This window comes from Umezawaea endophytica (genome assembly GCF_025061645.1).
Taxonomy (GTDB): domain Bacteria; phylum Actinomycetota; class Actinomycetes; order Mycobacteriales; family Pseudonocardiaceae; genus Umezawaea; species Umezawaea endophytica.
Window position 1 is genome coordinate 270,959 of the sequence record NZ_JANYMP010000008.1, and the last position, 11,576, is coordinate 282,534.

General features: G+C 70.8%; 9 protein-coding genes. 5 read left to right on the forward strand and 4 right to left on the reverse strand.

The window, feature by feature from the left end; translation table 11 throughout:
- Positions 1–55 precede the first annotated feature (55 nt).
- Entirely contained in the window at positions 56–928 is an 873-nt protein-coding gene (locus NZH93_RS19320) for an IniB N-terminal domain-containing protein (RefSeq protein WP_259624506.1), read from the reverse strand.
- 244 nt (positions 929–1,172) lie between these two features.
- On the opposite strand from NZH93_RS19320, the gene NZH93_RS19325 reads away from it, so the two are divergent.
- Together NZH93_RS19325 and NZH93_RS19330 are read left to right on the forward strand one after the other, a co-directional pair.
- Positions 1,173–2,468 (forward strand): Hsp70 family protein, encoded by a 1,296-nt coding sequence (locus NZH93_RS19325; RefSeq protein ID WP_259624507.1) that lies wholly within the window; start codon positions 1,173–1,175, stop codon positions 2,466–2,468.
- A gap of 29 nt (positions 2,469–2,497) precedes the next feature.
- Complete coding sequence (locus tag NZH93_RS19330) at positions 2,498–4,834, forward strand: helix-turn-helix transcriptional regulator (protein ID WP_308214215.1); 2,337 nt, start codon at positions 2,498–2,500, stop codon at positions 4,832–4,834.
- A 261-nt stretch (positions 4,835–5,095) separates the two neighbouring features.
- Here NZH93_RS19330 and NZH93_RS19335 read toward each other — a convergent pair whose 3' ends face one another.
- Positions 5,096–5,953, reverse strand: coding sequence for a VOC family protein (locus NZH93_RS19335; protein ID WP_259624508.1), 858 nt, complete (start codon positions 5,951–5,953; stop codon positions 5,096–5,098).
- Positions 5,950–6,453, reverse strand: a complete 504-nt coding sequence (locus NZH93_RS19340; protein WP_259624509.1) for an RNA polymerase sigma factor — start codon at positions 6,451–6,453, stop codon at positions 5,950–5,952. Before NZH93_RS19340 ends, NZH93_RS19335 begins: the two co-directional genes overlap by 4 nt.
- 75 nt (positions 6,454–6,528) lie before the next feature.
- Here NZH93_RS19340 and NZH93_RS49875 point away from each other — a divergent pair, with 75 nt between their 5' ends.
- The 3 genes from NZH93_RS49875 to NZH93_RS19355 all read left to right on the forward strand — a co-directional run bounded on the left by NZH93_RS49875 (position 6,529) and on the right by NZH93_RS19355 (position 10,909).
- Positions 6,529–7,113, forward strand: coding sequence for a TetR/AcrR family transcriptional regulator (locus NZH93_RS49875; RefSeq protein WP_276023684.1), 585 nt, complete (start codon positions 6,529–6,531; stop codon positions 7,111–7,113).
- A 27-nt stretch (positions 7,114–7,140) separates the two neighbouring features.
- Positions 7,141–8,661, forward strand: a complete 1,521-nt coding sequence (locus NZH93_RS19350) for a carboxylesterase/lipase family protein (RefSeq protein ID WP_259624510.1) — start codon at positions 7,141–7,143, stop codon at positions 8,659–8,661.
- A 268-nt stretch (positions 8,662–8,929) separates the two neighbouring features.
- A complete protein-coding gene (locus NZH93_RS19355) occupies positions 8,930–10,909 on the forward strand; it encodes a putative bifunctional diguanylate cyclase/phosphodiesterase (RefSeq protein WP_259624511.1) in 1,980 nt (659 codons plus the stop codon).
- A 33-nt stretch (positions 10,910–10,942) separates the two neighbouring features.
- On the opposite strand, the gene NZH93_RS19360 is transcribed toward NZH93_RS19355, so the two are convergent.
- The gene (locus NZH93_RS19360; RefSeq protein WP_259624512.1) at positions 10,943–11,455 is read right to left on the reverse strand and encodes a DUF2165 domain-containing protein; all 513 of its coding nucleotides are present in this window, start codon (positions 11,453–11,455) and stop codon (positions 10,943–10,945) included.
- Positions 11,456–11,576: the final 121 nt, after the last annotated feature.

Here is an 11,576-nt window from a genome sequence, read left to right on the forward strand (position 1 = left end):
GGTTCCGTCTCACGACGGAACCGACCCTCGGTAGAGCGACGAGATCGAAAAGAGATCAGAACAGCAGGTCGGTGACACCCAGGAGGTCGCCGCCGGGCAGGTGCGCGTCGTGGACGGTGTCCGTGACGTTGCTCACCACGCCGCCGAGCCCGGTGGCCGACGCCAGGTCGCCGCCGACGGAGCCCAGGGTGTCCGCGCCGAGCGGCGCGGAAGCCGTGAAGGCGACGTCGTCGAGACCGCCCAGGTCGAGCGTGTTGCCCAGGTTGACGCCCTCGGTGAGGCCACCGGTCACGCCGTCGACGACACCGTGGAGCGTGTCGACCGAACCGAACACGGAGCTGGTCAGGCCTTCCGTGCCCGGCAGCAGCGAGCCGGTGACCCCACCCGCGGTGGCGGTGGCGCCGTGGAGTGCGCCCGTCGCCGAGTCGGCGAGGTCGTCGACCTGGCCGTGCGCGGTGTCCAACGTCCCGTCCAGGGAGCCGGTCACGTCGTTCACCGCGGAGAAGTCACCGGGAAGAGTGATGTCGGCCGCGCCGGACGCGTCCGCCAAGCCCCACGCCGAGAGGCCGGTGAAGGCCTCCAGGCCGTTCTCGTCCGCCGCGATGGCACCCGTGGCGGCGAGGTTGACGTCCGTGGTGCTGACACCCACGAGCTGGGTGACGGCGTGGAGCTGGCTGATAGCGGCGGCGGGGCCGTCCACGTCGATGTCGAGGGGCAGGTCGTCGAGCACGGAACCGTCGAGGGCGGGCAGGCTCCCGGCGGGCACGTAGTCGAGGACCAGGGGCAGAACCTCCTGGACGTCGAGTGCACTGATGTCGCCCAGTCCGGCCGCGCCGAGAACACCCTCGGCGTCGTTCTGGAAGTCGGCCAGCGCGGTCGGGTCGCTGAGCAGACCGAGGACGAATTCGTGCAGCGTGTTCGAGCTCACTGGTGTTCTCCAAGGGTCATGCGGGGTGTCGGGGAGCCGGGTGTACTGCGGGTCCCGGCACTGGGGAAAAACCTACGAGCTGGGGGACGCCCCGCCATCGGGGATGACTCCCAGTAGATGCCGTATCCACGATGGGGTGATTTTCGTTCACCCCCTAGGGGATTAGGGGACGCGCTTGTGAGCCAATGAGCACCGGTGTACGTACAGAGGACTGGTACGAACAGGTGAGTGAGGAGTCCCGGAGTTGCCCTATGTCCTTGGGGTCGATGTGGGCACCACCCGCACCGCTGCCGCGATCTGCCGCCTCGCCCGCGTGGGCAGGCCGGAGGTCGAGCTGGTCGGCCTCGGCGGGCCCGGCGGCGGCGTCGCGTCGACGGTGCGGATCACCGAGGACGGCGAGTACGCCGTCGGTGAGGCGGGTGACCCCTGGCTCACCGCCACCGGCTTCGCGCGGCGGATCGGCGACGAGGTCCCGGTGCTGCTCGGTCAGGACTGGGTCACCCCGGAGGACCTGACGGCGCTGCTGGTCGTGTGGGTCGTCGGCCAGGTCGCCGACCGCGAGGGCGAACCGGCCGCGCACGTCGCCGTGACCCACCCGCCGGAGTGGGGAGCGCACCGCAAGGAGCTGTTCCAGGAGGCGCTGCGGCACGTCGGCCTCGACCGCTGCTCGCTGGTCGCCGAACCCCTCGCCGCGGTGGAGAACCACTTCGCCGCGGGCGGGAACGGTGACGTGCAGGCGGTGTTCAGCCTCGGCAGCCACGCCGTCTCCTGCTCCGTCGTCCGGCGGTCGCTGGACTCGGCGCCGGAGCTGGTGGGCACGGGCGAGGGGCACGACCACCCGGCGGGCGTCGACTTCGACGACGAGGTCCTCGGGCACGTGCGGGCCGCACTCGGGCGGGAGCTGGCGGACCTGGACCCCGCCGACCCGTGGACCGCGCAGGTGTTCGCCCGGCTGCGGTTCGACGGCGAGGCCGCCAAGCGGGCGCTGTCGGGCGTGGCCGAGGTCGTCGTTCCCGTGCACCTGGCCGAGGGCGTTCGCGAGGTCGTCCTCACCCGACCCGGCTTCGAGGACCTGATCCGCCCCGCGGTGGAGCTCGCCGTGGACACCCTGGTCCGCACGACGGTGGCGCACGGTGAACCGGACGTGGTGCTGCTCGTCGGCGGCAGCGCCCGGATCCCGCTGGTCGCCGAGGTGGTGTCCGGCGCGCTGCGCGCCCGGATCGCCATCGAGGCGGCCCCGGAGACGTCCGTGGTCAAGGGAGCCGCCCTGCTCGCCCGCCGGGTCGTCGAGGGACCGGACGCCGAGCCCGAACCGCGGGAGACGTCCGTGCTGCGCCGCTTCGACGACCCGTCGCTGCGGTTCCCCGTCGGCGAACTGGGCCTGACCGACGACGAGTTCGCCGCTCCTCCACCCCGACCACCGGTGGACATCACCCCGCTCGACCTGCCTCGACGTTCCGTGAAACGCGTCGTGCGGGGCCTCAAGCCCGCCGGATCGCGCCGGAGCGCCCACCCTGCTGACGACGAGGACGGCCGTTGAGCCCCCGATCGACCACGCACCCAGCCCTGTTGCCCGACGAAGCGACCCGCCAGGTCCTCGCCGAGATCACCGCCGATCCTGGCGCGCCGATGCGGCTGGGGGTGGTCGCGCCCGGCGGGTACGGGAAGTCGGCGATCCTGCGGGAGGTGGAGCGGGTCTACCAGGACGCCGGGGAGTCCGTGCGCCTGGTGGACGACGCCCACCTGCTGGACGAGACCCGGCTCCGGGAGGTGCTGGACGCCGACGAGCCCCGGCTGGTGGTGGCCTACCGGCCGTGGCCCCGGCAGCGCGTGCTGGCCGAGTCGGCCGGGCGGTGGCGGGCGCTGATGCCGTCGGTGTTCTCGAAGGAGCAGGTCAAGGAGTTCCTGCCCGCTTCGGCCGGCCGGGCGGTGGTGGACTTCGTGCACCAGCAGACCGGCGGGGTGCCCCGGTTCGTGGAGCGACTGGCGGGGATCTCGTCCGCCGAGGTGCCCGCCGACGCCGTGGCCGCGTTCCGGCCGGAACTGGACTGGTTGGACGGCGACCTCCAGAAGTTCCTGCTGGCGGCGGAAGCCGGGGCCGGGTTGCGGCTGGACCTGCTGGGCGCGTTGCTGGGCAAGGACTTCGACGAGGTCGGTGAGGTCATCGAGGCCGGGCGGGCCACCGGGCTGCTCGGGCAGGACGGGACCCTGGTGCCGTTGGCCCGGCGGGCGGTCGCGGTGCTGAGCCGCGCCGAACGGCGGATCGCCGTGCGGCAGCGGTTGGCGGAGTTGCAGCTCGCCTCCGGCGGGCCGGTGCTGGACCTGGTGCGGCCGCTGATCGGCACCGGGGTGGGAGGTCCGGGCATCGCCGCCGCGTTCGAGGCGGCGGCCGGGGAGGCGATGGGCGCCGATCCCGCGCTGGCCGCTCGGCTGCTGGCCGCCAGCGCGTCGGGTGCGCCGCGGCCGGAGATCGCCGCCCGGTGGGCCGCGGCGTCGGCGATGGCCGGGGACCTGGACGCGGCGCTGAGGTTGGCGGACCAGGTGATCACCGGACCCGAGTCGCCGCACCGGGCGGCCGCGGCCGAGGTCGCGGCGGTGGCCCTGGCCCACCGGGGTCAGTTGGCGCGCAGCACGGAGCTGTACCGGTGGTCGGCCTCGTCGTCCGCCGGGGCGTTCGCGGTGGTCGGGCGGATCGGGACCGGCCACGCGCCGGAGGAGTTGGAGCTGCCCACCGCGCCCCCCACGTCGTTCGACGGGGCCGCGGCGCTGATGGCGCAGGGCATGAGGGAGTCCGTGGCCGCCGAGCCGATGGCCGCGCTGTCCACGCTCGTGCGGGCCTCCGGACTGCTGGAACCGGTGGGGAAGGCGGCCCTGCTGCCGGACAGCCCGGCCGCGTTGGCCGCGCTGGTGGCGCTGCACTGCGGTGAGTCGGGGGTGGCCGAGTCGGTGCTGGAGCGGGCCGCCGTCGCACGGGTCGGCGGGACGTTGATGACGGTCCGGCACGTGGTGCTGCGGGCCTGGATCGCGATGGTCCGCGGGCACCTGGTCGAGGCCAAGGAATGCCTGGTGGCGTTGAAGAAGACCGGGAAGAGGCTGGAGCCGCGGGACTGGCTGTTCGCGGTGGCCCTGGAGATCGGCGTGGCGCGGAGGAACTCCGACCTGGCGACGGTGAAGAGGACGTGGGAGCAGGCTTGTGAGGCGGTGCTCCGGCACCCGGTGGACCTGTTCACGTTCCTGCCGTTGGGGGAGTTCGCCGCTGCCGCCGCCCGGCTGAGGGACGAGCACCGGCTGGCGCCGCACCTGGACGCCGCTCGGGTCCTGCTGCGGGAGTTGGGGGATCCGCCGTTGTGGGCCGTGCCGCTGCACTGGGGCGGGTTGCACGCGGCGATCATCGCGGAGCAGACGGGCGTGGCCGAGGAGCACGCGGCGGCGTTGGCCGTGCACCGGGGGCGCACGCGGTACAACGCGATCGTGTCGGACGCGGCGGAGAGCTGGTTGGACGTGCTGGCCGGGAAGGTGGAGCCGGACCGGGTGGAAGAGGCGGCTCGGGGGTTGCACGCCGCGGGGCAGTGGTGGGACGGGGCCCGGTTGGCCGGGCAGGCCGCCATCCGGACCACGGATCGGCAGGCGATGGTTCGGCTGCTGGATTGTGCTCGGTTGTTGCAGGGGCGGCCTGTTGGGGGGAAGAAGGCTGAGGCTGTTCAGGTGGCTGAGGTCGGGCAGTTGAGTGATCGGGAGAGGGAGGTGGCGGAGTTGGTTGTGGGGGGGATGACTTATAAGCAGGTGGGGGATCGGTTGTTTATTTCGGCGAAGACTGTGGAGCACCATATGGCTCGGATTCGGCAGAGGTTGGGGTGTAGTAGTCGGGGGGAGTTGTTGGCTCAGTTGAGGGAGATGGTGGGGTAGGGGTTGGTTGGGTTGGGTCCGGTTGGGGGTCCGGTTTGGGGGCCGGGTTTGGGTGGGTGCCGGGTTTTGTTGGTGGGGTGGCCGATTTGACTTGGGGCCCCTAGATTTGCCCCTTCGTCGGACAATAAAGGGCAGAGGGTGAAGCTGCCGTCCGACGCAAGTTTAAGGGGCAAATCCCCCAAGTAAAATCGGCCACGGTTGGGTGGGCGGCGTGCGGTTTGTGGGTGGTTGGGGGATTGGCTGCCGGTTTGTGGGTGGGGATTATGGTTGCCAGAGCCAGAATTCTATTCCCTGGTTGTCTGTGCATTCTGCTGATTGGCCGTATGGTTGGTTTTCTGGGTTTCCGGTGGTTCCTCCGTGGGTCCTTACTGTTTCTAGTGTGGTTTCCAGGTTTTGTACTGCGTACATCAGTTTCCAGCCGGTTGGGCCCTGGCCGCCCCATAGGCCTGCCATGTGGCCTGCGCCTTCGATTTGCCAGCCGTTTTCTACCCTGCCTGGGGTGAAGTGCCAGCCCAGTACGGCTCCGTAGAAGGTTTTTGCGGCTTCTGCGTCTGGCACTTGGAAGGTGTGGTAGCCGAGTTCGCCGTGGGTTGGGGTTGGGTTTTTTGGGGGTGTGGTCTCGGCTAGTATCCAGCGGTGGCCGAAGGGGTCCAGGATTGTGCCGCCGCGTCCGTGGCCTGTGTCGGCCACTGGGCGTAGTATTTTTGCTCCTTGTGCTGTTGCTCGGGTTATCGCTGTGTCTACGTCGGGTACTTCCAGGCGGTATGACGGGTGGCTGGTGGTGGGGGCTTTGTGGCCGATTTCTGGGAATTCTTCCGCCAGCATGATGGTTGTGTTTCCGAAGGTTAGTTCGGCGTGGCCTATTTTTCCGTCTTCCATGATGATCGGGTCGCCGTGTTGTACGGCTCCCAGCGCTTCTACGTAGAAGGTGATGGCGGCGCGGGCGTCTGTCACTGCCAGGTAGGGCGTGAGCGTGGACTGTGTGGGGGGTGTGGTCATCGTTGTTGGCTCCACTCCTAGTACGGCCTGCTCCAGGCGCGCGCGCAAGGTTGCGGCGAAGGTCGGGTCCGGGGTTGTCGGGGTGTTCGGCAGGTGTAGGGCGTTGAACGGGTCGGTCATTGTCGACCCCCGTTGTGTGCGCGTCTGAATGCGGTTCTGGCCCTGGTGAGCAGGGCTTCTGCGGCGTGGACGGTTCTGCCTAGGTGGGTGGCGACCTCGGCGACGGGCAGGCCGTCCAGGTAGCGCAGGGTGAGGGCGCTCCTGTGGTGGGCGGACAGTTGGGCCAGTACCGCGTGGGCGTGCAAGGCGTCCACCTCGGTGTCCCAGGGGTCGGTGAGGGGGTCTTCGTGGAGTAGTCGCAAGCCTCGTCGTTCTCGTTCTCGGCGGCGCCAGTGGTCGATGAGCTTGTGCCTGGCTATGCCGATCAGCCACGGCGTGCTGACCTGGCCGCCGTTGCGGGCGGCCTGCACCGCGGCCAGGAAGGTCTCGGAGGTCAGTTCCTCCGCCTGTGCGCGGTCGCCGCACCTGGGCAGCAGGTACCCGTAGACCTGCGGTAGCGCTGCCTCGTAGAGCTCCAGCAGCGCGAACGCCGGATCGGGGTGCGCCCGCGGTTCGCTCACAACCCATAGTCGTCCCGGACGGGGCAACTCCGTCGGGTGAAGGCCAAGATTGCTCGGGCGTGCTAGGTTTTGCTCATGCGAGCAAAGTCCAGCTCAGGTGAGCTGACGGTGACGGAGCAGGCGCGGCGGGCGCAGATCGTCGGTGCCGCCATTCGGACCGTGGCCGAGCTGGACTACGCGAGCACCTCGTTCAAGCGGATCGCGGAGCGGGCCGGGTTGAGCAGCACGGGGTTGATCTCCTACCACTTCGCGGGCAAGCAGGAGCTGGTCGACGAGGTGTTCAGGGAGGTCCTAGCGGTCTTCGGGCGGTTTGTGCTGGAGCGGATGAACCTGGGCGGGTCCGCGGCCGGGGAGTTGCGGGCGTTCCTGCTGGCGAACGTGGAGTTCATGCGGCTCCACCCGGATCACCTGCCGGCGCTGGTGCGGTTGCGGGAGCACGTGACCGTTGGGGACGGTGCGGACTCGGACCACGTGGCCCTGGCCGCCCTGCTCCGGGAAGGGCAGCGGCTCGGGGAGTTCCGCGAGTTCGACGTGGACGTGATGGCGCTGTTCATCATGGCGCTGCGCAACGGGATCGTCGTGAGGGCGGCCGTGGTCGACCTGGAGGTGTGCGGGGCCGAGCTGGTCGAGGTGGTGGAGAGGGCGACGAAGGAGGGCTGAATCGTGCGTCGGGGGATGGTGGCACTGGTGGCTGTTCTGCTGGTCGGCTGCGGGGAGGCTGTTGTGGAGGACGACGTGGTCCGGGTCGAGACCGGTGAGGTGCGGGGGTCTCGGCAGGGGGATCTCCGGGTGTTCCAGGGGATCCCGTACGCGGCGCCCCCTCGCGGGGAGCTGCGGTGGGCGGAGCCCCGGCGGGCGGAGCGCTGGGAGGGGACCAGGGACGCGACCCGGCCGGGAAGTCCGTGCCCTCAGGTCGGGTCGTCCTATTCGGACACCCGCAGCACGAACGAGGAGTGCCTGTTCCTCAACGTGACCGCGCCCCGGTCCGGTGGTGGGAAACCGGTGATGGTGTGGATCCACGGTGACGGGGCGATCGGTGCGGGCCACTTCTTCGACGCGGCGCGGTTGGCTTCGCGCGGTGACGTCGTGGTGGTGACGGTCAACTACCGCATGGGTGTCTTCGGCGGGTTCGGGATGCCCGGTCTCGCGGGCTCCGGGACGTTCGGGCTGATGGACCAGCGGGCGGCGTTGGAGTGGGTGGGGCGGAACGCCGCGGCGTTCGGCGGTGATCCCGGCAACGTGACGCTGTTCGGCGTCTCCTACGGGGCGACGTCCGCGGTCGCGCACCTGGTGTCGGAGCGGTCGAGGGGGCTGTTCCACCGGGTGGCGCTGCACAGCGCGTTCGCGCTCGCGGACGTGCCCGCGGGAGCGTGGTTCCCGGACCTCGGGGCGCTGCCGTCGTTGGCCTGGCGGTCGGTGTCGGAGGTGGAGGGGCTCGGCGCGGCGGTCGCGGGGGAGTTGGGTGCGGCGGACGTCGACGCGCTGCGGCGGCTGCCGGTGGAGCAGGTGCTGGACCACCCGCTGGTGATGAACATCTTCCAGGCGTTCGGGTACGGCGGTGAGGTGCTGCCGAAGCTCCCCGGTGACGCGCTGGCCGCGGGGGAGTTCGCCCGCGTGCCGGTCCTCGCGGGCGCCACCCGTGACGAGCACCGCAGCTTCGTCGGGTTGTTCCGCGAGCTGGCCGGTCGGCCCGTGACCACCGAGCAGTACCCGGAGCTGCTGGCGACGGCGTTCGGGGCGGACGCGCCCGCCGTCGAGGCCGAGTACCCGCTGTCGGACCACCCGTCGGCGAGCGCGGCGTGGGCGGCGCTGCTCACCGACCGCGTGTGGGCGAGGGCCACGATGGGGCAGCACCGGCTGCTGGCCGCGCACAACCCGGTCTACGCCTTCGAGTTCGCCGATCGCGGCGCACCGTCCGAGGTGGAGGTGCCCTCGCTGCCCATGGGCGCGTCGCACAGCTCGGACATCGGCTACCTGTTCCCGACGGCCGAGTTCGACGCCCGGCTGACGGCCGGGCAGCGGGCGCTGTCCGACACGATGATCGACTACTGGACGCGGTTCGCCCGCACCGGCGACCCCAACGGCGAGGGGCTGCCGGAGTGGCGGCCGTTCGGGGACGGCGAGTTCGTGAACTCGCTCGCGCCCGGCGCGGTCCGGGGCGTGGACTACTCAGACGAGCACCGGCTGGCGTTCTGGGCCGGAAGGTGACCGCCGAGTAGGTGAAATCCACTCGCACGGGCGACATTCGTAGGTTGTGGGTGGGTCTCGCGGGTAATGTTCCGCGTCGGCTTGGGCCTGGTGAGACGTGTCCTTGCGTGGAACCGGTGTCCAGGGACGAGGTGGCATGAGCGCGGCCCTCCCCGGTGGTGAGCGGATCGCTCCTGGCGTTGGGCGTCGGGAGCGGCGGAAGCTTGCGCGGAAATGGGCGGTCGCCGTGAGGGCCACGGCGTACGTTCCGCTGCCTGCTGAGGAATTGGTGCACGACCTTCGCCAGTTGGTGCACCGGTTGCACGACGCGGTGCTCTCCGAGCCGTTCGCGCCGGAGCAGGCGTTGGTCGTCGGTGCGCGGCTGGTCGACCTGCGTTGCACCGGCGCCGCCAGTTTGGGGAAGTCGTTGCCGTTGTTGGGCGGTGCGTTGTTGGCGTCGCCCGAGTTGCAAGGGGTTGACGGGCACGCCAAGCGGGTGATGGCGGTGTTGGGGGCGGTTGCCGCCGGGTATGTCGAGGCCGTTCGGGTGTTCGTGCTCGACCAGCAGGAGAGCGTGAGCCAGGCGTTGCTTCAGGCGGCGAAAGCCGCGCAGTGGAATCTCAACGTGAGTGAGGCGTTGGCGGACGAGGTGTTCACGTCGTCCGCCAGCGGTATCGCCGTGACGGAGTTGGACGGCTCTGTGGTGCGGGCCAACGCGGCGTTGGCGGGAATCCTCGATCGTGAGGCCGGTGCGTTGGAGGGGGTCGACCTCTCGTCGCTCGTGCACGAGGAGGACGTGGAGGAGTTGCTCGCCGCGTTCCGCGACCTGCTCGACGGGGTGCGTCGGCGGGTGCCGTTGCGGCCCAGGTTCGTTCGTGCGGACGGTGAGGTGGTGCGCGGCACGCTCGCCGTGGCGCTGCTGCGGGACGCGGAGGGCGAGCCGGGGCGGTTCGTCGTGGTCGTCGAGGACGTCAGCGAGTTGGCGCTGCTCGGCAGCAGGCTCACCCACCAGGCGCTGCACGACGCGCTCACCGGTCTGCCGAACCGGCAGTTCTTCACGACGCGGCTGGAAACCACGCTGCCGCTGGCGAACCCGGCCTTGGGGGTGACGCTGTACCACCTGGACCTGGACGTGTTCTCGGTCGTGACGGACGGTCTCGGCCGCCGGGTCGGCGACCACCTGCTCAAGTCGGTCGCGAACCGGCTGCGCGCGGTGTTCGCCGCGGAGAAGGCGATGGTGGCGCGGCTGGACGGTGACGAGTTCGCGGTGCTGGTGGAGAACGGCGAGGGCACGCCGAACGTGGTCACCACGATCGGCCGGATCAACGACGAACTGGCCGAACCCGTGTACGTGGACGGGCAGGGCATCGCCGTGTCCGCGTGCGTCGGCGTGGTCGACCGGCCGTCGCCGGGGTTCGACCCGGCCGAGCTGCTGCGCGCCTCGCACATGGCGTTGCGCCGGGCCAAGAAGAGCGGGCGCAGGCAGTGGGGGCTGTACGACGCCTCGCGCGACGCGGCGGACCGGGCGCGGCTCGCGCTGGCCGCCGTGATGCCCGGCGCGTGGGAGTCCGGCGAGATCGACGTCGTCTTCCAGCCGGAGCGCTCGCTCGCCGACGGCACGACCACCGGTCTCACCGCCCTGCTCCGCTGGACGCACCCCGAGCACGGCGAGATCGGGCACGACCGGTGCGTGGAACTGGCCGAGGAGACCGGGTTGATGCTGCCGCTCGGCACGTGGCTGCTGCGCGGCGCCGCCGAGCAGCTCCGGTGGTGGCGCCAGCGCACCGGCGAGGACCTGCCGCTGTCGGTGGGGCTCTCGGTGGGCCAGGCGACCGACCCGGACCTGGTCGGCGACGTGCTGCGGGTGCTGGAGGACACCGGGCTGCCCGCGGGCGCGCTGCGGCTGGGGGTCCCGGCGGCGCTGCTGGTCGCGGACCACGAGGACGCCGTGGACAACGTGGTGGTGCTGGCCGACGCGGGGGTGCGGACGGCCATGGGCCGCTTCACCGGTGCCGCGGGCGAGTTCGCCTGCCTGGAGGCGCTGCCGGTGCGCGAGGTCCGGATCCCGAGGTGGGCCGTGTGCGCGGAGCGGAACCCGATCACGACCAGGGTGCTGGCCGACCTGGTCGCGGTCGCCCACCTCGCGGGGGCGACGGTGCTCGTCGACGGGGTGGACACGCCGGAGCTGGCGGACTGGTGGCGCACCTCGGGCGCGGACGCCGCGACGGGCTCACACCTCGGGGGCCCGTCGGCGCTGATCGACCTGTGAGCCCCTCGCCCGCGAAGGCGAGGGGGAGGTGGGTCAGGCCTTCTCGCGACTGGTCGCGTACACCAGGACCAGGCTGATCCCGGCGATGATGAAGTTCTGCAACGCGGCTTGCAGGCCGTTCCAGGACTTCGACTGCCACATCACGAACCACTCGCCGCCGATGGCGATGAACCCGCCGCCGAACAGCAGCAACTGCATCACCAGACCGGCGGACGACCACTGCCTCGCGGTGGTCGCGTCCCGACCCCGGAAGATCACCCCGATCCACGCGGCGACACCGGCGGCGAGCACCAGCGCGGTCACCGCCTCCCACGCGATGATCAGGACGTACGCGATCGTGACGAGCGCGGGCGAGGTGATCGCGCGCCACGTCGTGTCCGGCGACTGGAACGTGGTGTCCATCGCGAAGACGTGCTCCACGAACGCGCGGTTCGTCCCGTAGTCGGTGATGTTGCCGAACACGACGAGGAGCAGGTAGAGCGCGGTGATGGCGGTGACGACCGCCGCCACGGTGTGCGGGCTGCCGACCCTGGCAAGAAGACGCATGATCCGGACCCTACGCAGACGGCTTGAGCCCGACCGCTATTCGGACTGAAGTGGCTTCGGCACCCGTTCGGCCCAAGATCACCTCACTGTGGGTGAGGGGCCACTCGCGCTAGGTTGGAAG

Coding starts and splice junctions, on each gene's coding strand:
- NZH93_RS19335 (WP_259624508.1), bottom strand. CDS start 5,953: ATGACCGACCCGTTCAACGCCCTACACCTGCCGAACACCCCGACAACC.
- NZH93_RS49875 (WP_276023684.1), top strand. CDS start 6,529: ATGCGAGCAAAGTCCAGCTCAGGTGAGCTGACGGTGACGGAGCAGGCG.
- NZH93_RS19360 (WP_259624512.1), bottom strand. CDS start 11,455: ATGCGTCTTCTTGCCAGGGTCGGCAGCCCGCACACCGTGGCGGCGGTC.